This window comes from Paenibacillus nasutitermitis, from assembly GCF_014641075.1.
GTDB lineage: Bacteria > Bacillota > Bacilli > Paenibacillales > Paenibacillaceae > Paenibacillus_Z > Paenibacillus_Z nasutitermitis.
In genome coordinates this window covers 97337-123032 of sequence record NZ_BMHP01000006.1, presented here as the reverse complement: position 1 = coordinate 123032, position 25696 = coordinate 97337, and the positions used below count along the sequence as shown (strand labels likewise).

The window sequence follows — 25696 nt, the reverse complement described above, 5'->3', positions numbered from 1 at the left end:
CCGGCAATAAGGTGGTGACAACGAATTGGCTAAGGGTATGCGCGAGATTAAGCGCCAGATTAAAAGTACGCAGAATACCAAACAAATTACGAAAGCAATGGAGATGGTTGCTGCAGCCAAGCTCAGACGGGCTCAGGAGGCGGCAGTCGCTGCAAGACCCTACACGGACAAAATCAGGGAAGTGGTCGCGAGCATCGCAAACAGTGGAGGCAGCGTGACGCACCCGATGCTTCAAACCCGTGAGGTGAAGCGGACGGCTTACCTGGTCATCACGTCGGATCGCGGACTTGCCGGCGGCTACAACGTCAACGTGCTTCGTAAAATATCGTCAACCTTGAAAGAAAAACACCGTTCGGCCAGTGAATATGCGCTTTTTGTCATTGGACGCAAAGGCCGGGATTATTTCAAACGCCGCGATATCGCAATTGCTGAGGAGACAACCGGTTTGTCGGATTCCCCCAAATTTTCAGATATCAAATCGATTGCAAATTCTGCTGTAAAGGGATTTGAGAGCGGAGCATATGACGAGTTGTATATCGTTTATAATCAGTTCCATAATGCCATTACCCAGATTCCGGTTGCGAAGCGCCTGCTGCCTCTGGATCAAATCGAAGTGACCGGTGCAAAAGCCAATTATGAGTATGAGCCTTCCGCTGAGGAAGTGCTGAATGTTCTGCTCCCGAAATATGCGGAAACGGTCATTTACAGTGCGATTCTGGAAAGTAAAGCAAGCGAGTTCGGTGCAAAAATGACGGCAATGGGTAGCGCGACGAAGAACGCTTCCAAGATGATCGCCGGATTAACGCTCACGTACAACCGTGCGCGCCAAGCGGCTATTACCCAGGAAATAGCGGAAATTGTCGGCGGAGCGAACGCCCAGCAATAAGATTGTCAATTTAGAGTTTTCTTGTTGTAGAGGAGCACATTCAAGGAAGTACAAGAAATCTCAGCGTAACCTTCCGAAGTGAGTTTCCAGCTCGCTGTGGGGTTATTCAGGAAGTTGCGCTAGAATCTCTGAGGAGGGACATCAATGAGCAAGGGACACGTTATTCAGGTAACGGGGCCGGTTGTCGATATTGCTTTCGAAAACGGTCATTTGCCGGACATTCTAAATGCGATAAAGATTGAAAAGAAAGCTCAAGACGCAGGCGGCCGTGATATTAGCCTTACCGTTGAAGTGGCCACCCATTTGGGCGATAACATGGTGCGCTGCGTGGCCATGTCTTCCACGGATGGTCTGGTCAGAGGAACGGAAGCAGTCGATCTTGGTTCACCGATTACGGTACCTGTAGGACCGGCAACATTGGGACGTGTATTCAATGTACTGGGTGATCCAATTGACAATAATGGCGATGTTGATCGTACGCTTGCGAACCCGATTCACCGCCAGGCTCCTCCATTCGAAGAGCTGTCGACTTCCCAGGAAATGCTGGAGACGGGCATCAAGGTTATTGACTTGATGGCTCCGTATTCCAAGGGCGGTAAAATCGGTCTCTTCGGCGGTGCCGGTGTAGGTAAAACCGTAACCATGCAAGAGCTGATTCATAACATTGCCCAAGAGCACGGCGGTATCTCCGTTTTCGCCGGTGTAGGCGAGCGTACCCGTGAGGGTAATGACCTGTACCACGAGATGAGCGATTCCGGCGTAATCAGCAAAACAGCGATGGTATTCGGTCAGATGAATGAACCGCCAGGCGCGCGTCTTCGCGTTGCACTGACGGGTCTGACCATGGCCGAATATTTCCGTGACGAGGAAGGCCGTGACGTGCTTCTGTTCGTCGATAACATCTTCCGCTTCACGCAAGCCGGATCCGAGGTTTCCGCTTTGCTGGGCCGTATGCCTTCGGCCGTTGGTTACCAGCCTACGCTGGCAACTGAAATGGGTCAACTGCAAGAGCGGATTACGTCCACCAAAAAAGGATCGGTTACATCGATTCAGGCGATCTATGTTCCTGCCGATGACTATACCGACCCGGCGCCGGCAACGGCGTTTGCCCACTTGGATGCTACAACGAACCTGGAGCGTAACATTGCGGCAATGGGTATCTTCCCGGCCGTTGATCCACTTGCTTCTTCTTCGCGAATTCTGACACCGGAAATTCTGGGAGACGAGCATTATCAAGTGGCACAGGGCGTTAAGAAATTGCTGCAGCGTTACAAAGAGCTTCAGGATATCATTGCGATCCTGGGTATGGATGAATTGTCCGAGGAAGACAAAAGCCTCGTTCTGCGTGCCCGCCGGATTCAACTGTTCCTGTCGCAGCCTCTTCACGTTGCCGAAGCGTTCAATGGTATGCCTGGTGTGTACGTATCGGTCAAAGATACTGTTCGCAGCTTTAAAGAAATTCTTGATGGCAAACATGACGATCTTCCGGAACCGGCGTTCCACAATGTCGGATCGATTGAAGAAGCAGTCGAGAAGGCTAAAAAGCTCGCTCAAGGGCTGTAATAAGCCGCTTATGGAGGTATCGGGATGAGCACCTTTTTATTAGAAATCGTTACGCCTGAGCGGAAGGTTTACGCTGAGGATGTTAATATGGTGATCGTCAAAGGGCAGGAAGGCGAGCTGGGGATTCTTCCGAATCATATTCCGCTTGTCACACCGCTCAGGATCGCTCCGATTATCATTAAGAAAAATAAATCCGAGGAAGTTATTGCCGTAAACGGCGGATTCCTCGAGGTTCGCAAGGACAAGGTTGTTATCCTGGCCGAAAGTGCGGAGCTCCCGGTCGATATCGATGAGAGCCGTGCTGCGGAAGCGAAGCGCCGTGCCGAGGAACGTCTTGGCAGCAAACGCGACGAATATGACCACCGCCGTGCGGAGCTTGCTCTGCAGCGGGCGATGAATCGTCTGGAAGTCAAACACCGGATTCATCATTAGGATGAGAAACCGCCACACTTTTGTGTGGCGGTTTTTTTGGTGCGACGATAAGAGAGAATACAGGTTTTTCCCTCGGTATGGTTACGTGAAAAAGGAGATAGACAGAAATTGACGATAATAACGGGCGGCCCATACTGAATCGATAATAGTTGCAGTGTGCCGGCGGTAATGGCGGTGCTTTCCGTAATACGATACAGCGGGGAATCGGGAATCGTCCCGCCGGAGGAAAGCTCGGGCGAGGAAGCGCCGGATAGGGACTCAGCAAAAGGAGAACCTATCCATGGCGTGGCAAAGGGCATGCGCCAATGGAGCGCAGCCAGAAGACGAATGCAGGCGTTACTGAAGGCGTGATTGGCTGTGTCGCGGTTGTCGGTATTCTCATCGTAAGGTGGTCTATTGCGCCGGCTGAGAGCTTTTTTTATGTATTCCGGCATTGGCCGCTGCTTCAAAAGGAAACGCATTCAACAACAACATAGACGGGGATGGGAGCATTTGTTATAATTGTGATGGAAATTTGACCAGGCGGTGCGGTCCTTCCCGCCTAGTATCGGTGGTCCCATGGAGGCGATGGTGTGGAGAAGTACATCAATAATTATGTGATTGTGGCCATCTTCATTTTACTTGGGGTTCTTCTCCCGGTTGTGGCTTTGGGTTTCGGCCGGCTGCTCCGTCCGAGCAAGCCGACAGACGAGAAAAAAACGACCTATGAAAGTGGAAATGAGCCTGTAGGGGAAGGGCAAATCCGGTTTAATGTGCGCTATTACCTGTTTGCGCTCATGTTTGTTATCTTTGATGTGGAAACCGTTTTCTTATACCCCTGGGCCGTTGCATACAAGCAACTCGGCCTTTTTGTGCTTGTTGAGATGGCGATATTTGTAGGACTATTGCTGATCGGTCTTATCTATGCCTGGAAGAAGAAGGTGCTCAAATGGAATTCAATTTAGAGTCGATCTCCCCTGAAGAGCGGAAAGAACTGGAACGCAATGTGTTTATGGGCACGCTGGAGGAGTTGAAGGCATGGGCACGCAGCAATTCGTTGTGGCCGCTTACCTTCGGTCTTGCCTGCTGCGCCATTGAAATGATGGGTACAGGCGCTTCCCACTATGATCTGGACCGCTTCGGCGTCATGTTCCGCACCTCTCCGCGTCAGTCGGATGTCATGATTGTCGCCGGCACAGTGACGAAAAAGATGGGTCCCTTGCTTCGAAGACTGTATGATCAGATGCCTGAGCCCAAATGGGTCATTGCCATGGGCTCCTGCGCGACGGCAGGCGGGCCTTATGTGAAATCCTACGCCGTGATCAAGGGCGTCGATCAGATTGTCCCGGTAGATGTCTATATTCCGGGCTGTCCGCCTAACCCTGCGGCCCTGATTTACGGAATCAACAAACTGCAGGAGAAGATCCGCTATGAGGCGAAGACCGGGAAGCAGGTGACCAGCAGATGAGCGACGAGAAGGAGAAGGAGCTTAAAGTGCCGGCGGCGGGAGGCCAGAACGGCTCTACAGAAGACGGGCAGCCTGATACGCCTGCCTCCTCCAATGAAGACCAGGCTGCTGCTGCTGCTGCTCCGGCTCCTCGAATTGACGAAGCTGCGCCAGAAGCGGCTTCAACCGCGGGAGCAGCAGGCGAAGCGCCCGCGGTTGAAGCCGGGCCAGAGAAGCCCGCAGGCGATGCCCCGCCTGAAGCGGGAGCAGACCCGGAGCGCGAGGCCAAGCTGAAGGCTGCGGCGGAAGCCCGCGCAGCACGTGCAGCGGCCAAGGCAGCGGCGGCAGGTGAAGCGCCCGCAGAAGCCGCCGGGCCAGAGAAGCCCGCAGGCGATGCCCCGCCTGAGGCGGGAGCGGACCCGGAGCGCGAGGCCAAGCTGAAGGCTGCGGCGGAAGCCCGCGCAGCGCGTGCAGCGGCTAAGGCTGCGGCGGCTGGAGATGCACCTGCAGGCGACGCCCCGGCTGGAGATGCGGATGCCGAGCGCGAGGCGAAGCTCAAAGCGGCGGCAGAAGCACGGGAAGCGCGTGCAGCGGCCAAGGCGAAGGCGGAGAGTGATGCCGCGGCGGCAGAGCCGAAGGAGCCTTCCCCCAGGCAGCCTCTTCTTGACGAGGCTGTCCGTCTCATCCGTTCGACGGTGGCTGAAGACGCAGTCGAAGAAGCGGCCATTAACGAGATGAATGACCATATGCCGACAATCGTCGTCAAAGGAGACCGTCTGCTTCAGGTCGCCAAATTGTTCAAGGATGATAAGAGCCTGGATTGCAGCTATCTGCGCAATGTCTCGGGAATTGATTACGAGAGTCATCTTGAGGTTGTTTATCATCTGGTCTCCCTGCAGACCAAACGTGAATACGCGCTTAAAGTCAGAGCCGACCGGCAGTCCCCTTCGGTGCCTTCCGTGGTGCCTTTGTGGGCTACGGCAAACTGGAACGAGCGGGAGATTTTCGATCTGCTAGGCATCGTGTTTACCGGCCATCCCGATCTGAGGCGTATTATGATGCCTGATGACTGGGTAGGCCACCCCCTGCGCAAAGATTACGAACCGCTTGATCCGGAGGTGTAACCAGCTGTGATCCGTACCGAAGAACTGCTGCTTAACGTCGGGCCGCAGCACCCGAGCACCCATGGTGTTTTCCGCATCATTGTAAAGCTGGACGGCGAAGTCATTACCGAAGCGATTCCTGTCATGGGTTATCTGCACCGCGGCACAGAGAAGCTGGCGGAGAATCTGACCTATACCCAGATCATTCCGTATACTGACCGGATGGATTATGTGTCGGCGATGACCAACAACTATGTGCTCTGCCATGCCGTGGAAACCATGATGGGACTGGAAATTCCCGAACGTGCCGAATTCATGAGACTGATCGTCATGGAGCTGCAGCGTATCGCAAGCCATCTTGTCTGGTGGGGGACCTATTTGCTGGATATCGGGGCGATGAGCCCGTTCCTCTATGCTTTTCGCGACCGCGAAATGATCATCGATTTCTTCAATGAGCTGTGCGGCGCCCGGCTGACCTACAATTATATGCGGGTAGGCGGAGTGAAATGGGACGCGCCGGAGGGCTGGCTGGACAAGGTGCGCGATTTTCTTCCCTATATGGAGAAGAAGCTTGTCGAATACGATAATCTTGTCAGCGGCAATGAGATTTTCCTCGCCCGGATTAAGGGAGTCGGACAATATGATGCGCAGACGGCAATCGATTACGGCTTATCCGGCGCGAATCTGCGCTGTACGGGCGTCGATTGGGATATCCGCAAAGCGAAGCCGTACAGCTTGTACAGCCGGTTTGAATTCGATGTGCCGCTTGGGGCTAACGGTGATTGCTATGACCGTTATCTCATCCGTCTGGAGGAGATTCGCCAGAGTATCAGGATTCTGAAGCAGGCACTTGCGCAGATGCCTTCAGACGGCGAGGTGATGGGCAAGGTGCCGCGTGTGATCAGGCCGCCGGCAGGAGAGGCGTATGTCAGCATCGAATCTCCCCGCGGCGAAATTGGCTGTCATATCGTCTCCAAGGGAAAGGCGGAGCCTTACCGGCTTAAATTCCGCCGTCCGTCCTTTGTCAACCTGCAAATCCTGCCCAAGCTGCTGGTTGGCGAAACGATGACCAACCTCATTACGATTTTGGGCGGCATCGATATTGTCGTCGGGGAGGTGGACGCTTAATGGGAACCTGGCTGGATGAAACGCTAACCTGGGGCAATGCGTTTATATTCTTCCTGTGGGCTGTCGTGCTGCTTGTTGTGGTCCTTGGTTTTGTCACCTACGCGATATATTTCGAGCGCAAGGTGATCGGCTGGATGCAGCTGCGGATCGGTCCCAACCGCGTTGGACCATTCGGTCTGCTGCAGACCGTAGCGGATATTACGAAGCTGCTGATCAAGGAAGACACGATACCGAAGAAGGCGGACCGGGCCTTGTTCATTCTTGCGCCGGCGCTTGCTTACGTGCCCGCTTTTGCCGTGTTGGCGGTTATCCCTTACACGCAGAAGCTGTATTTCGCGGATATTAATGTCGGGCTGCTGTATTATGTGGCCTTGTCAGGCATCTCCACGATCGCGGTTGTCCTCGGCGGCTGGTCGTCAAACAACAAATACGCCCTGCTGGGCGGAATGCGCTCCGCCGCGCAGATGATCAGCTATGAAGTGCCATTGGTCATATCGGTCGTGGGGGTTGTTATGGTATCGGGAAGCCTGAATCTGCGGTCTATCGCCGAGCAGCAGGGCGACTGGTTCTGGCAGTGGAACTTCCTGCCCCAGATTATTGGATTTGTCGTGTTTGTTATTGCTGCGGTATCGGAACTGAACCGGACTCCGTTCGACCTGCCGGAGGCGGAATCGGAGCTGGTAGCCGGATACCATGTCGAATACAGCGGATTCCGTTTTGCTTTTTTCATGCTCACGGAGTATGTTTACGTGTATGCCATTGCAGCGCTGACTACAGTACTGTTTCTGGGCGGCTGGCATGCGCCTGCACCGTTTCTTGATTTTGTCCCGGGTATCATCTGGTTCATGCTCAAGTTCGCCTTTATCGTGTTTTTCCTGTTCTGGCTGAGGGCGACGATGCCGCGGATTCGGGTTGATCAGTTAATGGGCTTCGGCTGGAAGGTATTGCTGCCGCTGGCTATTCTCAATGTTTTTGTAACAGCCGTCTATCTCGAGCTGTTTATTAAAGGGTAGGAGGGATAAGGTATGAAGGGTCTTTTTAAAGGGCTGGGCGTTACTTTCAAATCCATGACAGCGAAGAAGGTCACCACTTCTTATCCCGACAAGCCGCTTATTATGCCGGATCGGTTCCGGGGCATTCAGCATTTTGAGCCGGACAAATGCATTGTATGCAATCAATGCGTGCGTGTCTGTCCGACGGAGTGTATCTCGCTCACAGGCATCGCGAACCCTGATCCGGAGAAAAAAGGCAAAGTCATCGACACCTACGATATCAATTTTGAAATTTGTATTCTGTGCGATCTATGCACGGAAGTCTGTCCGACGGAAGCGATTGTCATGACGGGGAATTTCGAGCTGGCCTCTTACAGCCGGGACGATCTGTTCAAGGACCGCAAATGGCTTGACGAGAACAACAAGCTTGTCCGTCAGGACAACAATAATATCGGCGCTCCCCAAGCGGCCAGGGGAGGAGCCAAATAACGATGTTCAATGTGGAATTGACCGGCGAGTTCGTCGCATTTTTTATTTTTTCTATCATTATTATCAGCGGCGCGGTTCTTATGGTCAGCTTTACCAAGGTCGTGTACATGGTCGTCTCTCTGGCGGCGGTATTTATCGGCATTGCCGGCATGTTCATTTTGCTGAAGGCCGAGTTTCTTGCTTTTGTCCAGGTGCTGATCTATGCGGGGGCGGTCTCCATTCTGATGATATTCGGCATAATGATGACCCGTCATCAGGACAGCGAGAAGGAGCGGTCGCGGCCGCTTCAGGAGACACTGACCGCAATCGGTGCGCTGGCGCTGTTCGGTATCCTGTTTTATGCCATCCGCCAGAGCGAGTTTCCGGTACCGGAAGCAGCCCAGTCGGGCATGGACAACACAATGGAAATCGGCAAACAGCTGTTCACGACCTATGTCGTGCCCTTCGAGCTGGTATCCGTCCTGCTCACGGTCGCATTTATCGGAGCCATCGTGCTCGCGAAGAAGGAGGGGGACTAACATGTTATCTTCCTATTTGACCATGGCGGCGATTTTATTTTGTATAGGCCTGTATGGCGCACTTGTCAAGAAGAATGCGATTGTGGTGCTGCTGAGTGTCGAGCTCATGCTAAACGCGGTCAACCTGAATCTTGTCGCCTTCTCCAAATATGGCGTCGTGCCGTCCCTGACAGGACAGATGTTTGCGCTTTTTACCATTACAGTGGCTGCGGCCGAGGTGGCGGTCGGCATAGCCGTGTTGATTGCCTTGTTCCGGGCACGTGGGACGGTTAATGCCGATGATTTTGACGAGATGAGGAGGTAAACCGATTTGGATACGATGTTTTCACAGGTTGCCTGGCTCATTCCGTTGTTTCCGTTCGCCGCATTTCTGCTGCTGCTCGCCTTCGGCCGCAATCAGAGCATAGTGGGTGTGACAACAGGCATTGTCGCTTCGCTCGTTTCACTGGTGGTTTCCATTTTGGTGCTGGTGGAGCATATGAGCGACGGTACGTCCTATTACCAGTACAGCTTCAAATGGATTTCACTGGGCAGTGTTCAGATCAACGCCGGCTTCGAAGTTACGAATCTGTCGGCTCTCATGCTGGTTGTCGTGACCGGGGTCAGCTTTCTGGTTAATGTTTATTCCGCAGGCTATATGAAAGACGATGAGAGAATAAACGTGTTTTTCAGCTATGTGGCCTTGTTCACCTTCTCCATGCTGGGGCTTGTTCTAGCGGATAACATGCTGACATTATATATCTTCTGGGAATTGGTAGGCGTATGCTCCTTCTTGCTGGTAGGATTCTGGTACACCAAACCCGCAGCGGTGGCAGCCGCCAAGAAAGCCTTTATCGTGACGCGGATCGGCGATGCCGCTTTGCTGATCGCGATTTTGCTGCTTTATTGGTATATGCCGGACCACGCGCTGGATTTTGTTCATATCCAAAATGTCTTCGACGGACAGACAGGCGCAATTGCCGCAGGTGTAACCACGCTGATTGCGATTCTTATTTTTGTAGGCGCAGCCGGAAAGTCAGGGCAATTCCCCTTGCATGTATGGCTGCCGGACGCGATGGAAGGGCCAACGCCGATCAGTGCTCTGATTCATGCCGCAACGATGGTCGCCGCAGGCGTTTACCTTGTTGCGCGCACGTTTGACATCTTTCAGGCATCACAGGCCGCTATGGATGTCGTTGCTTATGTGGGCGCATTTACAGCTATCTTTGCAGCGACAATCGGTGTGGCGCAAAATGACATCAAGCGCATTCTGGCTTATTCAACCGTCAGCCAGCTGGGTTACATGATGATGGCGCTTGGTCTGGGATCGCTCACCGGCGGGATCTTCCACCTGTTTACACACGCTTTCTTCAAAGCGCTGCTGTTCCTGGGAGCAGGCAGCGTCATCCATGCGGTACATACGCAAAATATTCAGGAAATGGGCGGCTTGGGTTCGAAAATGCGCATTACCGCATGGACATTCGGGATCGGCGCGCTTGCGCTTTCGGGCATACCGCCTTTCTCGGGCTTCTGGTCCAAGGATGCAATTCTGACAACGGCGCTGCATGAGAAGCCCGTTTTGTTCGTTGTCGGCATTGCAGCTGCGTTCTTTACGGCTTTCTATATGTCCCGGCTGTTTTTCCTTGTTTTCACTGGAAAGCCCAAAGGGGAACAGCATGCGCATGAATCGCCGGCATCGATGACGCTGCCGCTTGTGGTTCTCGCGGTATTGGCGGTTATTGCCGGCTTCGTGCAGACGCCCTGGAATAACACACTTGGCTCATGGCTGACCGATGGAGCTGAGATTGGGCATGAGGGCGGCGGCCTGGTTATGGTCATTTCTACCGCAATCGGCGTCCTCGGTATCTATCTGGGATGGCTCGTTTTTGTAAAGGGCACTCTCTCGAGGGACGCGGTGTCCACCCGTGCGCCCTGGCTGGTCAGGCTGCTGGAGCGTAAATATTATATCGATGAGCTGTATGAGATCGTTGTTGTCCGTACGCTGCGGGGGCTTGGCGGCGTGCTTGCCGCATTTGACCATTACGTGATCGACGGCGTTGTCCGTCTGGTCGGAGGAGCGGCAATCCAGCTTGGCCGGGGCGGTACCCGGCTGCAGAACGGCCAGGTGCAGACCTACGGCTTGATTTCGGTGATCGGTCTTGTTGTTCTTGTAGTCGCAGTCGTTGGAAGGAGGTTCTGGTAATGCTGAACGGTCTTCCTATTCTGTCGCTTATCGTTTTCTCGCCGCTGCTGGGGATCATCCTGCTGCTTCTGCTGCCAAAGCAGAGCAGCCGCTGGCTGAAAGTGACAGCCATTGCAACGACCCTGATCCCGCTCCTGCTCTCGTTATGGCTGTATGCCGATTTTGACACGGCCAAAGGTGGCAAGCCTTATGAAGAGAATGTGACCTGGGTCGATGCTTCGCTCAACAAAGAAGTTGTTGGCGAAGTTACATCTTACGCGTTCAAATTCCAATACCATCTCGGCGTGGACGGTCTATCCCTCCCGCTGCTGCTGCTGACGACTATTGTCGCGGCGATGGCGGCGCTCGCTTCCGTCCATATTAAAAAACGCTGGAAGTCGTTCTACCTCTGGTTTCTGCTGCTGGAAATCGGCATGCTGGGCGTATTTCTGGCCAGGGATGTCTTCTTGTTCTTCGTCTTCTTCGAGCTTACCTTAATTCCGATGTTCTTCCTGATCGGAATATGGGGGTACATGAACCGGGAGAAGGCGGCTAATAAATTTCTGCTCTATAACGGTGTCGGCTCTGCCATTATGCTCATTGCCTTTGTGCTGCTGGTATCCACGGCAGGATTCACCGTCAATCAGCCTCCCGGCGAGCAGGTCACGCATTTGTCCTACAGTGGCGATTATGAAGTGATCAAGCAAAATTTGGTCGACCCCGAGTCTTATATCAATATGAAGCCGGATGCCGCGCAGGGGCTGACCAGCTTGTTTTATATGACGGATACGATGCGCTGGTCGATCTTTATTCTGCTGTTGGTCGCCTTTGGCATCAAGCTGCCGATTTTTCCGTTTCATACCTGGATGCTTCAGGTACACAAGGAGGCACCCCCGTCGGTGGTCATGATTCACTCCGGCATACTGCTTAAAATGGGGGCGTACGGCCTGCTCCGCTTTGGCGTATTTCTGTTTCCGGCTCAAGCTGGCGACTGGGCGGGAGTGATTGCCGTGTTGGGCGTAATCAACATTCTGTATGGAGCGGTGCTGGCGCTGGTCCAAAAGGATTTCAAGCTGGTGCTTGCCTATTCCTCCATTAGCCATATGGGCATTGTGCTGCTTGGTATTGCCTCTCTGAATGAAATCGGACTTCAGGGAGCGATGGTGCAGATGGTGTCTCATGGATTTATCTCCGCGCTGCTGTTCCTGATCGTCGGCATTCTCTATGAGCGGACTGGAACCACCGAGCTTCGGGAGCTTGGGGGCCTGGCCAAAAGCCTGCCGTTTATAAGCGGCATTCTGCTAGCTGCGGGAATGGCCTCGCTGGGCTTGCCTGGACTGTCCGGCTTTATTGGCGAGTTTCTCTCGCTGCTCGGATTGTTTGAATCGATGCGCATTCTAACGGCTGTCGCCGTGCTGGGCGTCATTCTGACCGCTGTCTACGTGCTGCGAAGTGTACTTGCGATAACCTTCGGGCCTGCGAAGGAACGATTCGCCGCGCTGCGGGACGCACGGCTGATCGAAGCGGTGCCAATGATCGCCCTGCTGGCCTTTATTGTACTGATCGGGATCTATCCGGCCGTCCTTACAGAGCCGATGAAACACGGCTTTGACGCACTGCTGCAGGAACTTAACGGGAAGGTGGGGAGATAGACAATGGATACTACCCAACAGTCGCTCACCTGGAGCGATGCGGCCTATCTCGCCCCGGAATGGATCCTAATTGCGTTTGCGATTGTGCTCGTCGTAACCGATCTGGCGATGCCAAGAAGGATCAGCCGGGCTGTGATCGGCTGGCTCACGCTTACCGGCCTGCTGACCTCGCTTGGCTTTGTCATCTGGCGATTGATCGATCTGATCAATCACCCGGCTTCCATTGATGCCAGCGGGGAGCAGGTTGGCGGCGCGATCCGTCTCTTGGCTGACAGCTACCGGATCGACCAGTTTTCCAGTCTGCTGAAAATTGTCTTTCTTGCCGCAACGGCACTCATTGTTCTTCTCAGTCTGGGTACCGTTAAACGAGAGGAAATTCCAGATAAGGGAGAATTCTATTACCTGCTCCTTCCGGCTGTTGTCGGAGCCATGATGATGGCCTCCTCAGGCGATCTGATTACCTTGTATATCGGCCTGGAATTGCTCAGCATTACCACCTATGTGCTGGTTGGCATGCGTAAATCAGCGGTCCAGTCCGCCGAAGCGGCATTTAAATATGTCGTGACGGGGGGAATCTCGTCGGCGTTGATCCTGTTCGGGATGTCTTATCTGTACGGGATAACAGGAGCTACCAATCTGGGTGCCATCGCAATAGGCATCCAGCAGCACGCGGCGGATTACAAGGAGATGCTGTATGTTGCATTCTTCTTCTTAATCGCGGGGCTCGGAATCAAAATCGCGGCGGCTCCCTTTCATCTCTGGGCGCCGGATGTCTATCAGGGCGCACCGACGCCGGTCACGGCATTCCTCGCGGTTGTATCCAAGGGAGCGGCACTGGCTGTTATGTTCCGCATCGTTTATAATGTGGTGCTGTTCGCTAATACGCCGGATGCCCCTATCGCCGACGATATGCTGCTGGTGCTGCTGATCTTGGCGGCCGCTGCTATGATCGTTGGCTCGACGGCTGCTCTTCGGCAAGTGAATATGAAACGTCTTATGGCGCTATCCGGCGTCGCCAATGCAGGTTTCCTTATCGTGCCGCTGGGCATTTCCTTTAAAGGGGCTCACGCGTCCAACTTCAGTGAATTCCTGTTCTTTCTGGTGGCATATATGCTGATGAACATTGGAGCGTTCGCGGTCATTTCTGTCGTCGGCAGAGCCTCAGGCCATTATGAACTGAACGGATTTGCCGGGCTCTATTACCGTGCGCCCTGGACAGCCGCAGCCATGATCATATTCGTATTGTCGCTGGCGGGACTTCCGGTCACCGGCGGGTTCTTCGGCAAATTGTTCATTCTGCTCGGCGCCGCCCAATCCCAGGTCTACTGGATTGTAGCGGTGATGGTGGCAACCAGCGCCATCTCCTATTATTTCTACTTCGGCATCGTGCGGCAGATGTTCATGCGTGCGGCGACTCAGGAGACGGAGGTGCCGGTACCGGTGCCCGCGGCTATCGCTATATGGTTATGTGCTGTGGTGACAGTCGCGCTTGGTATCTTTCCGGGGCCGGTGCTGGGCTGGATCAATGAGCATTTCTCGATTATCCACGATTTATTTACACGTGTGGGGAGCTGACAAGCAATCCTGTGCATGCATCACACAAGCGGTTCAGGCCCTGAGGGGATCCTGGACCGTTTTTTCGTATGGAATCCTGGCCCCGTGAACCCCAAGGGTGAAGGACAGCCGTTTTCCCCTCCCGGGTCAATAAAAGGAATCAACTAGGTCGCCTGGCGCATAGTATCGAAAAGCAATGCATTCCCGTATAGGACTATAGGCGCTTTATGGGGGTCATACAAATTTAACAAAGGAGATTGCAGCCTTCAGCGCGAAAAGGTTTCATAATACTAATTTACAGGTTAAAGGCAGAATATGATGAATGAACCATACTGGGATCCGCATTTGAATATAAACCGCAATCTAAAGGACGATTCCAGGCAGGTTGCAGTAGTAGCGCAGGGCCGTTTTGGCCAGGCTTGTTTCATCATGCCGCTGCATGGATACTTCCCTTTTTTACAACTCGGTCAGACTCTCATTCCTATGGGATGTGGCATGGCAGCGGAAGATGATCCGTGTGTAAATACGTTTGTGAATAAGGCTGCAAGTGAAATACCGAAGTCTGTTGAAGCAAAGGTCCACCTATGGAGAGCAATAACGAGCAAAGCATCTTTGGGGCGTCTGGCACTTGTTTTTCTCATGGTTTGGAGTTTATTGGCAGGTCTGCTGCTCCCTGATCCCGGACACATGCTGGCAGGTCCGGCTCCGGCAAACCCGCCCTCTGCTGGGGTGGCACAGAAGGCGGCTGCAGCCCAGTCCATGAAAGAACCACAAAGCTGGTTGCTCAAATGGAAGCCTGGTCAGGAAAAGCCGCTGTCTGGCACGGAGGTAATCAGCCGCCAAACGCTCTTCTCTGCCGTGGATGTGGTCCAGCCGGCCAATCCAGAGGGAGACATCGGAGACTGGCTGCGCAAGCTCCGCCAGACGCCGGGCGTTGCCTATGTTGAACCAAGTGGACCCGTGAGTCTTCTGGCTGCGGCAAGCACCAATGATCCCGAACTGCCCAAGCAGCATTTTCTGGATCAGATCGGAGCGAAGGAAGCTTGGTCGACCTTACATGACCAGACGGACTTAACGATTGCGCTGGTGGACACAGGGGTTGATCTGAACCATCCGGATTTGAAAGACAATCTCGTTGAAGGCACCAACCTTGTCCGCCCCGGAACGGCTCCCCAGGACGACAATGGACACGGTACGGCGGTGGCTGGCGTTCTGGCCGGAGCAGGTAATAATAAGCTGGGCATAGCCGGGATTCTATGGAAAGCCAAAATTATGCCGATCAAAGCATTGGATGAAGACGGCTACGGAGATGAAGAACGACTTGGGGAAGCTATTCTTTACGCCGTAAAAAAAGGCGCCAAGATCGTTGTATTATCGGTTGGGCTATACAGGTATTCACCTTATATGAAGGATATTGCCATGTATGCGGAATCCAAAGGCGTGCTGCTCGTCGCCGCAAGCGGGAACGACGGCAAGACACTGGGAGCCAAGGCCAAGGTGAAATATCCCGCCGCTTATCCTAGTGTGCTGGCTGTAGGTGGAGTAAGCTCGGAAGGTCAACCGGAGCCGCGCTCCAACAATGGTCCTGAGATTGATATTGCCGCTCCGTGGAGCGTTTATACAACAGCGGTAGGCGGCGGCTATACGCGCGAGGAAGGAACCTCCATGTCGGCTCCTCAGGCAGCAGCCGCAGCTGCGCTCATCTGGGCCGTCCATCCGGATTTCAAGCCGTATCAGATTCGCGAAATGCTGAGGCAGAGCGCGAAGGATATCGGGAAGAAAGGCGTGGACGAGGCCGCTGGCTACGGACTGCTTAGAATTGACAGGGCGACATCCACAACACTCAAGGCCGATGCCTACGAGCCGAATAATTCCCGTGATAAGGCTGCGGTGTTTCCGCTTGGCACTAAGATTGCGGCAGAAATGGCAGGTCATTCCGACCGGGACTGGTATGTGATTAATGCGCCATATGACGGCGTCCTGTCGATCCAGTTTCAAGGGATAACCGCGGCGGACGGCAACCAGCCATCAGTGACGATTTCCCATTATGCAGGAGACGAAGCCCAAAGCGTGAAAGAAACGAAGCTGGGCAACGAGACGGGGGACTGGAAAGTCAAGAAGGGGAATAATTACTTTGAACTCCGGCTTTCGGACAGACAGAACCAGACGGTTCTGCCTTACCTGCTCACCTCCACCTTTCAGATGAGCCCGGATGCCTATGAGAAAAATGACAAACAGTATTCGGGCTTCACCCTTGCTCCCCGGTCGCAGACGATCGTCGGCAACTTTCACCAATCAGGGGACCGGGACTGGTATACGGTTCATTTCGAGACAGGAGGCACGCTCAAACTGACGTTGTCTACGGATTCTGTCCGGATCGATCCATCCTTGTCCATTCAGAGACAGGACGGCCCTCTGCTTGAGGTGGATGAGAATGGAGAAGGAGTAAGCGAAACCTCAGAGCTTATGAGCGTTACGCCGGGCACTTATTATTTTCGCGTATATAACGCCATGTCAGCGCAAGCAAGTCCCGTTCCCGGGCAGTATACGATGACAATGGATTTCAGAACCAAATATACAGATCCCAATGAGCCCAACAACAAAGCCTATGAGGCGACTGTGGTTAGTCCGGGCTCCGACTATGTCGGAGTCATGGGGAACAAACAGGACGTGGATTGGTACCAACTCCGTCTGGCAGCAGGCAGTGTCGTCAGTCTGAAGGTGAACGGCATTCCGGCAGGCACCAGGATGAAAGCTGTCATGATGGATAAACGGCAAAAGGCTCTGGTGACGCTGGAATCCAAAACCGGAGAATCGGTCATGACAACGGAGAAAAAGCTGGAAGCGGGTTTATATTATATCAAACTGACGGCCAGCGCTCCGTTCGACAAGCAGTATTACCGCTTGCGAATCGATACGGATCAAATGGTCGCAGGCTACCGGGATATTTCGGGGCACTGGGCCGAGAGTGCAATTGTTGCTTTGAACAAGAAAGGCATTATCGCCGGGAGCGGCGCTTATAAATTCAGGCCGGATGCAAGCATTACAAGGGCCGAAGCGGTCTCCATGCTGGTGCGGGCATTTAAACTGCCCAAAGGCGGCTCGACCGGCTTTAAAGATGTTCCCGCGAAGCATTGGGCGGCAGGAGCGATCGCGCAGGCGGTTGCGGCCCGCTTAGCAAGCGGTTATCTAGGCGGGGTATTCGGCCCGGACCGCTTCATTACACGCGAGGAAATGGCCGCCATGCTGGTCCGGGCGCTTAAACTCGGGACCGCCAAACCGCCAAAGGCCCCCTATAACGATGTGGAGCTGAGTCGCTGGTCGGCCCCTTCCCTGAGCGCCCTTAAGCAAAAAGGGATCATCGGCGGGTATCCAGGTCAGCAGTTTAAACCCGAACAAACCGCAAGCCGGGCCGAATTTGCATCTCTGCTGCTGCGGGCATTAAAATAGAGGTTGCGGCTTTAGGAAGCAGCGGATGATATCTGCCTTTTTCCAAGCCGGGCGCGGGACCTTTTTCCCGACATTCAAGAGGCCAGGTGAATTGGAAATGAATATGGGCAATGTCGTTGCGACGGCAGGGATGCATGCGCTGGTGTCCATTATAATCGAGCTCATGTGCATTACATTGGCTTGGTACGTAATACAAGATGTGAAGCTGGATTTGTTCATGCGCCGTCCCCGCAGTATCAGAGCAAGACTGCTGCAGGTCATGATTGCCGTGATCTTCGGTCATTTATTCGCCGGATTTGTCATTGATTACTGGCAATGGTCCAATCTGCTTAAAGGAATTGTCGAATAACCAGGCAGAAACATGTCAACAATGGATAATACATGACGGTACGAAAAATCAAAACAGGTGCGAATGGTATATTATGCTTTAATTTTGACATTTAGAAAATAAGGCTTGTCGATTTATGTTGCTAAATGTTATGATGAAAGTTAGGTGCCGAAACCATGGTATCATATTTCACACGATTAGTTAGAAGAAATCTACTGCGCGCGGAGGGAAACCTAAGATGAGCAAAATAATCGTCCGCGGCGGCCAGCGTTTATCCGGAAATGTCCGAGTGAGCGGTGCAAAAAACGCCGTTCTGCCGATTCTCGCGGCCACGTTACTGGCACAAGAAGGTGAAAGTGTCATTTATGACGTGCCTCATTTAGACGACGTCACTACGATCCAACAAGTGTTGTCCGCTTTGGGCGGCACGCTCACATACAGTAATGAAACGATGCGGATTTCCGCGCAGCGATTAACCTCTTTCGAAGCTCCTTATGAGCTTGTCCGTAAAATGCGGGCGTCGTTTCTGGTAATGGGTCCTCTTCTTGCCCGTCTTGGCCGTGCGAGAATTTCGCTGCCAGGAGGCTGCGCGATCGGTACGCGTCCCATCGACCAGCATTTGAAGGGCTTTGAAGCGATGGGAGCGGAGATCATTCTCGGTCAAGGCTACATTGAAGCCCGTACCCGGGATCGTCTTAAGGGAGCCAAAATCTATCTGGACGTTGCCAGCGTAGGCGCCACCGAGAATATTATGATGGCTGCTGCACTTGCGCAAGGGACGACCACGATTGAGAATGCGGCCAAGGAGCCTGAAATCGTAGATCTGGCCAATTATTTGAATGCGATGGGAGCCAAGGTTCGCGGAGCTGGAACTGGCCTCATCCGTATTGAAGGCGTCGAGCAAATGTTTGGTGTTGCACATACGGTAATTCCCGACCGTGTCGAAGCCGGCACATTTATGATTGCGGCGGCGATTACCGGTGGAGATGTACATATTGACGGGGCGATTTCCGATCACCTGGCTCCTGTAATCTCCAAATTGCAGGAAATGGGCGTGGAAATTACAGAAACCGATAACGGACTTCGGGTGAATGCCCCCGGCAAACTGAAAGCTGTTGATGTCAAAACACTGCCTTATCCGGGATTCCCGACCGATATGCAGTCGCAAATGATGGCGCTGCTCATGATGTCGGAAGGCACAAGCATTGTAACGGAAACCGTATTCGAGAACCGTTTCATGCATGTGGAAGAATTCCAGAAGATGAGCGCTCAAATCAAGGTGGAAGGCCGTACCGCTATTGTAAGCGGCGGACTTGCTCTGACAGGCGCCCGAGTATGCGCAACGGATCTCAGGGCGGGAGCGGCGCTTGTGTGTGCAGCCCTGTGTGCCGAAGGTGAGACCGAAATTACCGGCATTCATCATGTGGATCGCGGTTATGTGGATATAACAGGCAAGCTCGCAGGTCTGGGTGCCACCATTTTCCGGATTGATGGGAATATGGAGTCACAGACAAATGCAGAGGCGCCTGACGATAGCGGTATTGAAGAACCTGACTATAGCACAGTCATGAATGATGTCATCCCTTTCCCGGTACAGCCTCAAGTTGAACCAGAGGTGACGATCTCGGCAGCTGCCGCTGAACCGGCACCCGAGAAGCATGAATATAAACGCGATAAAGAAGTTGCCCGTCTGAAAGTCCAGCCGACCTGGGCATGATGTCCGGCTATCCCAAAGTACCCCCTTAGCTGCTGAAGACAAGCGGCAGAGGGGGTATTTATTTTGACATTTTGACCTCCTTCCCATCCCGCAACAAGCATTTTATCCACTCTATTACTATAGAGCGCCGCCCATCATTGTACTATCCTACTAAATGACTTCATAGACTATACAAGTCGCTGCTTTAAAAGAGCAGTTAGAAAGAGTAGAAGCCAAACTGACAGAGGAGGAGCATGCTAAATTGGATCAGATAAGATGGCGGACAAGACGGCGCCGAGGGTGGAGCACTGGAGTATGGCGGTGGTGGGGCGGTTTTGCCGCAGGCCTTGTAATGATGGTTCTATGGAAAAGCATGATGCTGGGCGGAACGCAGCGAGACATAGAGAAGTTGAAGTTGGAAGAGATAGAGTCCTCCCCCATGCAGACGCCGGAAACAGCGGACGGCGGGAAAAACGGCAGCTCTTTGCAAACAACAGGGAACAAGAGCAAAGGACAAGCGCAGCCGCCGCAGAAGGAAACGGCAGCCGCCAGCCTTGAAGCAGAATCTCTCAGCGACTATGAACGGACGCGGGTCAGCGTTTATATTACAGCGGACAAGCGTGTCGAAACGCTTCCTATCGAGCTTTATGTAAGGGGCGTGATTGCAGCCGAAATGCCTGTCGATTTCAAGCTTGAAGCGCTCAAGGCCCAGGCGATTGCAGCGCGTACCTATATATACCGGCGGATGGCGGCGGGTGAGCGGGTTGTCTCGACGGGTGCGGGCGCAGCTGATGTGACCGACACCGTGCAGCATCAAGTGTATCTGCCCCTTGACAGGCTTTTGGACCGTTGGAAAGGCACGGCAAAGGATTTGAATATAGGCAAACTGAACCGTGCGGTAGAGGAGACCAAGGGGCAGATTATTACCTATAAAGGGAAGCCTATCGAAGCGGCCTTCTTCTCTACCAGCAATGGCTATACGGAAAATGCCTCAGACTATTGGCAGATTGATGTGCCTTATTTGCATAGCGTGGCAAGTCCTTGGGATAAGGAAATATCCCCGCGTTTTAAGGAAACGGTCACCATGAAACTGGGTGATTTTGCAAGCAAGCTGGGCGTGAAGAAAAATGCGGCCAAAACAATGCGGATCCTGGAGACTACCGAAGGCAAGCGGATCAAAACCGTTGCCGTCGGAGGGCTGACCTTAAGCGGCCGCGAAGTCCGCGAGAAGCTGGGACTGGCTTCCTCCCAATTCTTATGGGAGATCAAGGATGATGACATTGTCATAACTACCTTCGGTTACGGACATGGCGTCGGCATGAGCCAGTGGGGAGCCAATGGGATGGCAGAAGAGGGCAGCGGTGCGGTACAAATCGTAACTCACTACTATTCCGGCACTAAGGTGGAACAAGCTTCGAAGATTCAAGGCCGTCTCTAGTCTTGCATTGCCGAGTTTCACCTCCAGCTACTGATTGATAGGCATCTGCTGCACGGGTAGCGCACTTCCGCGCTTGTCCACAGCGGTCTTGCCTTCTGACAATCTTTCAAAAATGTTTGTCCCTCACGTATAAACTGCTAGGTTGTGGCAACAATGGCTAGTGAGGTGATAGAACAATGAATGATCAAAACAAACCAAAGCTCAATGAAGACTCTCCCAAAACTGCTATGGGAGGAACTGCCGTCAAACCTTCTGCATGGAGAAAGCTGCTGTCGAAGAAATGGACAGCCCCAGCAGCATTCATGGCCGCGGCAGCAATTATCGTAACCTTAATGTGGATTTACCAGGGGGCGGATAAACCAACTACGACAAAGCCGGCAACCGACTCCGAGGTAAGCCAAGGTACGACGAATGTCCCTGCTGACGTGGAGCAAACGGATGACACGCTTGAAGTGGCTTCATCGAATGAAACGATGCAATGGCCGGCTGACTATACGCAGCTGGAAGTCGTCTCCCCATTCTATGATGAGAAAGCGCCAAGTGAAGAACGCCAGGCTGCGATGATCCAAACGGGCAACACATTCACAGCCAATATGGGCATTGATCTGGCGAACACTGCCGACAAAACATTTGATGTTTCCGCAGCGCTCAGCGGCCGGGTAACGGTAGCCGAGCAGCATCCGCTTAATGGCAGCATTGTGGAGATCAAGCATGCTGACGGTATCATGACGGTTTACCATAGCCTCAGCGACGTCCAGGTGAAAGTCGGCGATGAAGTGAAGCAGGGCACGCTGATCGCAAGAGCGGGACGCAGCGAGCTGGAGAAGGATCTGGGCGTGCACTTGCATTTCGAGGTTCGCAAAGACGGCAAAGCAATCGATCCGAAAACGCTGCTGACCCTGGCATCCGCAGAATCCAATCAATAAAACAAACTTATTAAGCACCGGCGGCAAATAAGCGTAAAGGCAGGGGAAACCCTGTCTTTTTGCTTATTTTCAGAGCTTTTTGGCATGCCGGAAGACCTGCTGATTTGAAAATATTTGCACAACTTGGGCTTGTCAGGCTTGGACATAAAGAATATATACCCGTACCCCTCATATAATGTACCAAACTATCTCGAGTAGGGAGGCGGGAGCGTGCACGATTACATCAAGGAACGGACCATAAAGATCGGCCGTTGTATCGTCGAGACAAAGCATACGGTACGAACGATCGCCAAAGAGTTTGGTGTCTCGAAAAGCACGGTGCACAAGGATTTGACCGAGCGGTTACCGGAAATCAATCCCGATTTGGCGGACCAGGTGAAGCATATCCTGGAATACCACAAATCGATCCGGCACCTAAGGGGAGGAGAGGCGACGAAAATCAAGTATAAGAAAACCAGCGGACGCAAACGCGAAGTGCTTGCCGCAGCAAAATCGTAAGCGATTTTTTCTACAAAAATAGAGGATTTTCGTTCTATTCAGCGAATACTGTACGATATGATGATTGCATCGACTACTATTCGTTCTGGGGGACTTCAGGCTTATGTTTAGCAAGGACATTGGAATTGATCTGGGTACGGCTAATGTGTCCATTCATGTAAAGGGAAGGGGCATTGTCCTGGATGAGCCTTCGGTCGTCGCGATCGAAAGCGAAACAAAACGCGTGCTTGCTGTAGGAGAAGAAGCGCATCGCATGGTGGGACGTACGCCTGGCAACATTATCGCCATCCGGCCTCTTCGGGACGGCGTAATCGCCGATTTTGAGATTACCGAAATTATGTTGAAGTCTTTTATTGACCGTGTGGGCGGCCGTTCCTGGTATAGCCGCCCGCGAATTCTTATTTGCGCACCCGCCAATATTACATCCGTGGAGCAAAAAGCAATTCGCGAGGCCGCTGAGCGCAGCGGTGCAAGGGATGTGTTTTTGGAGGAAGAGCCCAAAGCGGCTGCGATCGGCGCAGGGATGGATATTTATCAGCCGAGCGGCAATATGGTTGTGGACATTGGCGGCGGAACGACGGATGTTGCTGTTCTATCTATGGGCGACGTCGTTACCGCCTCTTCCATTAAGATTGCCGGGGACAAGTTTGACGAAGCCATTATGAAATATATCAAGAGTAAATACAAGCTGCTGATTGGCGAACGGACAAGCGAGCATATCAAGATTCAGATCGGGACGGTTTATCAGGACGGCCGCAGGGAGGAAATCGATATTCGCGGACGTGATATGGTATCAGGCCTGCCGCTGACCGTTACGATTCACTCGGAAGAGGTGCGGGAAGCGCTTTGGGAGCCGGTCTCCCATATTGTAGCGGCAGCCAAATCGGTGCTTGAGCGGACACCTCCGGAGCTATCGGCTGACATTATTGATCGCGGCGTTATTCTAACCGGGGGCGGGGCGCTCATCAGCGGTCTGGACACGCTGCTTGCGGAAGAGCTGCGCGTTCCGGTTCTTATCGCCGAGGACCCGATGCACTGTGTGGTCAAGGGAACGGGCCTGCTGCTAGACCATCTGGACCGCATGAAGAAATAGAAAAGTCCAAAGCTTCGATAAACAGGAGAATACGGATTGGCTAATGGCTTGCGCTTGGGTAGGACGCCAAGAGGGGGACGTGCCGAGAAGTGCAAATGAGCCTAAAGACATAGGAATCAGCTATTCATCCCGCTCCTTTTTTTGCCGATGTATAGGTATATGTGTTTGTTTCGCGAATATGAGGTGTTTCTTTAGGCAAACACAGCATATACTTACGAAGTCAGCTTTCACGCGAGAGCATCAGGAGGATTCCATTTCATGCTAAGAGGTCTTTATTCGGCTGCCGCAGGTATGATCGCCCAGCAGCATCGTCATGATACGGTAACAAATAATATTTCAAACATAAATACGCCCGGTTATAAGCAAAATAATGCCGTTACCCGTTCGTTTCCGGAAATGCTTCTGCAGTTGACCGGGGTAGCGAACCAGAGCGGTCCGATCGGGAAAATAAATACGGGTGTTTTCGCCGAAGAGAGCTTGCAGATTCAACTTCAGGGCGATCTGACCCAAACAAACCAGTCCTCTGATTTTGCTATTGTTTCCGATATTGAGGTTCCGGGCATTCAATTTGATGAATCCGGCAAATATGTCTCGCCAGACGGTCAGCTGACCTTTCAGCCTCAAGCCTTTTTTACGGTGCAGGATGCCGGCGGCGAGCAGCGCTATACACGGGACGGATCGTTTAAGCTGGACGAGCAGGGATACTTGTCGATGGCAGATGGTTCCAGGGTACTGGGAACGGGCGGAGCGCCTATCCAGCTGCCGGCTGGCGTCTCGCTCGATCAGCTGACATTGAATGACCAGCACCAGCTTGTCAATGCAGCGGGCACGAATGTCGGCCAGCTGCTGCTCACGCGCATTGACAATCCCAATGATCTGGTGCGCGGCGGCGACGGAAAGTTTGTATTGAACGGCGATGCGGGAAATGCGCGTCCCATCAATGCCGGTGACCGCGTGGAAGTCCGTCAAGGATATATCGAACGGTCAAATGTCGACTCCGCGCAATCGATGGTGGATCTGATGTCGGCGATGCGGGCTTATGAGGCGAATCAGAAGGTCATTCAATTTTATGACCGGAGCCTGGATAAGGCGGCTAACGAAGTCGGACGTATTTAAAACCTCGATAAGCTTGGATAGCGAAGGAGACGGCTCATGAACAGTTCAATGATTAATGCGATGGTTTCCATGAACGGGCTGCAGCAGAAGCTGGACATACTGGCTGATAATATTGCGAACGTGAATACGACCGGATATAAACGCAAGCAGGGCTCTTTTGAAGATCTGCTCACAACGTTGAAGCAGCAGCCAAAAGATTTCTCACAGCCGGGCAGATTGACGCCTCTGGGTTTCAATCAGGGATGGGGCTCGCGTCTGACGATGGTACAGCCGGATCTTTCCCAAGGAAAACTGCAGCAGACCGATCAACCTTATGATGTGGCCATACAAGGCAATGCCATGTTCGAGGTACTGGCCGATGATGCGGGAAGCCGGGCTTATACAAGAAATGGCGCCTTTCAGTTGACGTTCGACCAGAACGGAAATAATATCCTGACCACCAAAGAAGGATATCCCGTTCTGGATACCGGCAATCAACGAATTGAAATCCCGCCTGAAGCGAAGTCGGTGCGGATTGACAAGGACGGCTCCATAACAGGAATATTGGGTACAGGCGGAACAATTCCGCTCGGCCAGTTGAAGCTTGTCCAAGCGCTTAAGCCAGGCCTGTTGTCGCCGGTTGCGGATAATTTATTTGCTCTTGCGGACGGAGTGAATGTCAATGATGCTTTTCGTACCGTAACGGCGACCAATGATAATGACATCTCTGTTAATCAAGGTTTCTTGGAATCCTCCAATGTTGATTTAACCAGTGAGATGACAGAACTGATTAACGTGCAGCGCGCCTATCAATTAAGTTCAAGAGCGTTGTCCTCAAGTGACACCATGATGGGACTTGCGAACAACATGCGCGCTTAGGAAATGAGTGAAGTGTCATGGAAACGAAGAAAATTGCAGACGGTATATCACAATCGGAAAGACTCAGCCTGCTGAAGCCGCCTGTAAGGAATGAGAATCCAGCTGCCAGAGGTCCGGAGAAAAGCCAGCCTGATATGCAAGAAGAGGGCAAGGACCGCGAAGCTGCTCAAACCAAACGCCATCCCATGCTGCGAGTGCTGTTGTGGTGCCTGCGGAAAAGCATTGTACCTATACTTTGCGTGCTTGCCATTCTCGGCGGCATGTATATCGGATATGTGATGCTAGGCCACCGGCCCTCTTCCGATGTGTTTATGTGGGATACATGGAAACATATGTATGATTTGATTTTTGCGGATTCCTGATAATGGATGGGCACACCTGCTTCCTTG

The 25696-nt window shown here is 52.9% G+C and carries 25 protein-coding genes; 24 read left to right on the top strand and 1 reads right to left on the bottom strand.

Annotated elements, in window-relative coordinates:
* Window positions 1-25 precede the first annotated feature (25 nt).
* The 3 genes from atpG to IEY46_RS29130 all read left to right on the top strand — a co-directional run bounded on the left by atpG (window position 26) and on the right by IEY46_RS29130 (window position 2881).
* Window positions 26-886 (top strand): ATP synthase F1 subunit gamma, encoded by an 861-nt coding sequence (atpG, locus tag IEY46_RS29140; protein WP_308422852.1) that lies wholly within the window; start codon window positions 26-28, stop codon window positions 884-886.
* Between the two features lie 144 nt (window positions 887-1030).
* Window positions 1031-2449: a F0F1 ATP synthase subunit beta gene (gene atpD / locus IEY46_RS29135; protein WP_188997772.1), complete on the top strand. Its 1419-nt coding sequence runs from the start codon at window positions 1031-1033 to the stop codon at window positions 2447-2449.
* A 24-nt stretch (window positions 2450-2473) separates the two neighbouring features.
* Complete coding sequence (locus IEY46_RS29130; RefSeq protein ID WP_188997771.1) at window positions 2474-2881, top strand: F0F1 ATP synthase subunit epsilon; 408 nt, start codon at window positions 2474-2476, stop codon at window positions 2879-2881.
* Here the strand turns inward: IEY46_RS29130 and IEY46_RS29125 are convergent.
* Window positions 2878-3315 (bottom strand): hypothetical protein, encoded by a 438-nt coding sequence (locus tag IEY46_RS29125; RefSeq protein ID WP_188997769.1) that lies wholly within the window; start codon window positions 3313-3315, stop codon window positions 2878-2880. The two genes, IEY46_RS29130 and IEY46_RS29125, sit on opposite strands and share 4 nt — an antisense overlap.
* 138 nt (window positions 3316-3453) lie before the next feature.
* Here IEY46_RS29125 and IEY46_RS29120 point away from each other — a divergent pair, with 138 nt between their 5' ends.
* From IEY46_RS29120 to IEY46_RS36585, 21 genes are all read left to right on the top strand, one after another.
* Window positions 3454-3825, top strand: coding sequence for an NADH-quinone oxidoreductase subunit A (locus tag IEY46_RS29120; RefSeq protein ID WP_188997768.1), 372 nt, complete (start codon window positions 3454-3456; stop codon window positions 3823-3825).
* Window positions 3810-4328: a NuoB/complex I 20 kDa subunit family protein gene (locus tag IEY46_RS29115; protein WP_188997767.1), complete on the top strand. Its 519-nt coding sequence runs from the start codon at window positions 3810-3812 to the stop codon at window positions 4326-4328. The genes IEY46_RS29120 and IEY46_RS29115 overlap by 16 nt, the downstream gene beginning before the upstream one ends.
* Window positions 4325-5431, top strand: coding sequence for an NADH-quinone oxidoreductase subunit C (locus IEY46_RS36960; RefSeq protein ID WP_188997765.1), 1107 nt, complete (start codon window positions 4325-4327; stop codon window positions 5429-5431). The genes IEY46_RS29115 and IEY46_RS36960 overlap by 4 nt, the downstream gene beginning before the upstream one ends.
* 6 nt (window positions 5432-5437) lie before the next feature.
* Window positions 5438-6538, top strand: coding sequence for an NADH-quinone oxidoreductase subunit D (locus IEY46_RS29105; RefSeq protein ID WP_188997763.1), 1101 nt, complete (start codon window positions 5438-5440; stop codon window positions 6536-6538).
* Window positions 6538-7551, top strand: a complete 1014-nt coding sequence (gene nuoH / locus IEY46_RS29100; protein WP_188997762.1) for an NADH-quinone oxidoreductase subunit NuoH — start codon at window positions 6538-6540, stop codon at window positions 7549-7551. The genes IEY46_RS29105 and nuoH overlap by 1 nt, the downstream gene beginning before the upstream one ends.
* Before the next feature lie 12 nt (window positions 7552-7563).
* A complete protein-coding gene (gene nuoI, locus IEY46_RS29095; protein ID WP_188997760.1) occupies window positions 7564-8019 on the top strand; it encodes an NADH-quinone oxidoreductase subunit NuoI in 456 nt (151 codons plus the stop codon).
* 2 nt (window positions 8020-8021) lie between these two features.
* Window positions 8022-8537: an NADH-quinone oxidoreductase subunit J gene (locus IEY46_RS29090; RefSeq protein ID WP_188997758.1), complete on the top strand. Its 516-nt coding sequence runs from the start codon at window positions 8022-8024 to the stop codon at window positions 8535-8537.
* Between the two features lies 1 nt (window position 8538).
* Window positions 8539-8841 carry an NADH-quinone oxidoreductase subunit NuoK gene (gene nuoK / locus IEY46_RS29085; protein WP_188997757.1) on the top strand — a complete coding sequence of 101 codons (303 nt, stop codon included), beginning with the start codon at window positions 8539-8541 and terminating at the stop codon, window positions 8839-8841.
* Between the two features lie 6 nt (window positions 8842-8847).
* Window positions 8848-10719 (top strand): NADH-quinone oxidoreductase subunit L, encoded by a 1872-nt coding sequence (nuoL, locus tag IEY46_RS29080; RefSeq protein ID WP_188997755.1) that lies wholly within the window; start codon window positions 8848-8850, stop codon window positions 10717-10719.
* Entirely contained in the window at window positions 10719-12350 is a 1632-nt protein-coding gene (locus tag IEY46_RS29075; RefSeq protein ID WP_188997753.1) for a complex I subunit 4 family protein, read from the top strand. The genes nuoL and IEY46_RS29075 overlap by 1 nt, the downstream gene beginning before the upstream one ends.
* A gap of 3 nt (window positions 12351-12353) precedes the next feature.
* Window positions 12354-13925, top strand: a complete 1572-nt coding sequence (locus IEY46_RS29070) for an NADH-quinone oxidoreductase subunit N (protein WP_188997751.1) — start codon at window positions 12354-12356, stop codon at window positions 13923-13925.
* Window positions 13926-14219: 294 nt separating this feature from the next.
* The gene (locus tag IEY46_RS29065; RefSeq protein ID WP_229750619.1) at window positions 14220-17354 is read left to right on the top strand and encodes a S8 family serine peptidase; all 3135 of its coding nucleotides are present in this window, start codon (window positions 14220-14222) and stop codon (window positions 17352-17354) included.
* Window positions 17355-17451: 97 nt separating this feature from the next.
* Complete coding sequence (locus IEY46_RS29060; RefSeq protein ID WP_229750618.1) at window positions 17452-17703, top strand: DUF1146 domain-containing protein; 252 nt, start codon at window positions 17452-17454, stop codon at window positions 17701-17703.
* 217 nt (window positions 17704-17920) lie between these two features.
* Window positions 17921-19399 (top strand): UDP-N-acetylglucosamine 1-carboxyvinyltransferase, encoded by a 1479-nt coding sequence (gene murA / locus IEY46_RS29055; protein WP_188997747.1) that lies wholly within the window; start codon window positions 17921-17923, stop codon window positions 19397-19399.
* 241 nt (window positions 19400-19640) lie between these two features.
* Complete coding sequence (gene spoIID, locus IEY46_RS29050) at window positions 19641-20816, top strand: stage II sporulation protein D (RefSeq protein WP_229750617.1); 1176 nt, start codon at window positions 19641-19643, stop codon at window positions 20814-20816.
* A 176-nt stretch (window positions 20817-20992) separates the two neighbouring features.
* The gene (locus IEY46_RS29045; protein ID WP_188997745.1) at window positions 20993-21742 is read left to right on the top strand and encodes a M23 family metallopeptidase; all 750 of its coding nucleotides are present in this window, start codon (window positions 20993-20995) and stop codon (window positions 21740-21742) included.
* A gap of 210 nt (window positions 21743-21952) precedes the next feature.
* A complete protein-coding gene (spoIIID, locus tag IEY46_RS29040; RefSeq protein ID WP_188997743.1) occupies window positions 21953-22240 on the top strand; it encodes a sporulation transcriptional regulator SpoIIID in 288 nt (95 codons plus the stop codon).
* 103 nt (window positions 22241-22343) lie between these two features.
* Entirely contained in the window at window positions 22344-23333 is a 990-nt protein-coding gene (locus IEY46_RS29035) for a rod shape-determining protein (protein ID WP_188997741.1), read from the top strand.
* A 258-nt stretch (window positions 23334-23591) separates the two neighbouring features.
* Entirely contained in the window at window positions 23592-24449 is an 858-nt protein-coding gene (locus IEY46_RS29030) for a flagellar hook-basal body protein (RefSeq protein ID WP_188997740.1), read from the top strand.
* Window positions 24450-24485: 36 nt separating this feature from the next.
* The gene (locus tag IEY46_RS29025; protein ID WP_188997738.1) at window positions 24486-25307 is read left to right on the top strand and encodes a flagellar hook-basal body protein; all 822 of its coding nucleotides are present in this window, start codon (window positions 24486-24488) and stop codon (window positions 25305-25307) included.
* A 17-nt stretch (window positions 25308-25324) separates the two neighbouring features.
* Window positions 25325-25669 (top strand): DNA-directed RNA polymerase subunit beta, encoded by a 345-nt coding sequence (locus IEY46_RS36585; RefSeq protein WP_229750616.1) that lies wholly within the window; start codon window positions 25325-25327, stop codon window positions 25667-25669.
* The last annotated feature ends 27 nt before the right edge of the window (window positions 25670-25696 follow it).

What these genes read in the sequence shown, in the direction of transcription:
- nuoI (WP_188997760.1), top strand. Translation starts at nt 7,564, where the DNA reads ATGAAGGGTCTTTTTAAAGGGCTGGGCGTTACTTTCAAATCCATGACA.
- IEY46_RS29115 (WP_188997767.1), top strand. Translation starts at nt 3,810, where the DNA reads ATGGAATTCAATTTAGAGTCGATCTCCCCTGAAGAGCGGAAAGAACTG.
- IEY46_RS36960 (WP_188997765.1), top strand. Translation starts at nt 4,325, where the DNA reads ATGAGCGACGAGAAGGAGAAGGAGCTTAAAGTGCCGGCGGCGGGAGGC.
- nuoH (WP_188997762.1), top strand. Translation starts at nt 6,538, where the DNA reads ATGGGAACCTGGCTGGATGAAACGCTAACCTGGGGCAATGCGTTTATA.
- IEY46_RS29130 (WP_188997771.1), top strand. Translation starts at nt 2,474, where the DNA reads ATGAGCACCTTTTTATTAGAAATCGTTACGCCTGAGCGGAAGGTTTAC.
- nuoK (WP_188997757.1), top strand. Translation starts at nt 8,539, where the DNA reads ATGTTATCTTCCTATTTGACCATGGCGGCGATTTTATTTTGTATAGGC.
- IEY46_RS29065 (WP_229750619.1), top strand. Translation starts at nt 14,220, where the DNA reads ATGATGAATGAACCATACTGGGATCCGCATTTGAATATAAACCGCAAT.
- IEY46_RS29030 (WP_188997740.1), top strand. Translation starts at nt 23,592, where the DNA reads ATGCTAAGAGGTCTTTATTCGGCTGCCGCAGGTATGATCGCCCAGCAG.
- murA (WP_188997747.1), top strand. Translation starts at nt 17,921, where the DNA reads ATGAGCAAAATAATCGTCCGCGGCGGCCAGCGTTTATCCGGAAATGTC.
- IEY46_RS29035 (WP_188997741.1), top strand. Translation starts at nt 22,344, where the DNA reads ATGTTTAGCAAGGACATTGGAATTGATCTGGGTACGGCTAATGTGTCC.
- IEY46_RS29090 (WP_188997758.1), top strand. Translation starts at nt 8,022, where the DNA reads ATGTTCAATGTGGAATTGACCGGCGAGTTCGTCGCATTTTTTATTTTT.
- IEY46_RS29045 (WP_188997745.1), top strand. Translation starts at nt 20,993, where the DNA reads ATGAATGATCAAAACAAACCAAAGCTCAATGAAGACTCTCCCAAAACT.
- IEY46_RS29075 (WP_188997753.1), top strand. Translation starts at nt 10,719, where the DNA reads ATGCTGAACGGTCTTCCTATTCTGTCGCTTATCGTTTTCTCGCCGCTG.
- IEY46_RS29060 (WP_229750618.1), top strand. Translation starts at nt 17,452, where the DNA reads ATGAATATGGGCAATGTCGTTGCGACGGCAGGGATGCATGCGCTGGTG.
- atpD (WP_188997772.1), top strand. Translation starts at nt 1,031, where the DNA reads ATGAGCAAGGGACACGTTATTCAGGTAACGGGGCCGGTTGTCGATATT.
- IEY46_RS29070 (WP_188997751.1), top strand. Translation starts at nt 12,354, where the DNA reads ATGGATACTACCCAACAGTCGCTCACCTGGAGCGATGCGGCCTATCTC.
- IEY46_RS29125 (WP_188997769.1), bottom strand. Translation starts at nt 3,315, where the DNA reads ATGCCGGAATACATAAAAAAAGCTCTCAGCCGGCGCAATAGACCACCT.
- IEY46_RS29025 (WP_188997738.1), top strand. Translation starts at nt 24,486, where the DNA reads ATGAACAGTTCAATGATTAATGCGATGGTTTCCATGAACGGGCTGCAG.
- IEY46_RS36585 (WP_229750616.1), top strand. Translation starts at nt 25,325, where the DNA reads ATGGAAACGAAGAAAATTGCAGACGGTATATCACAATCGGAAAGACTC.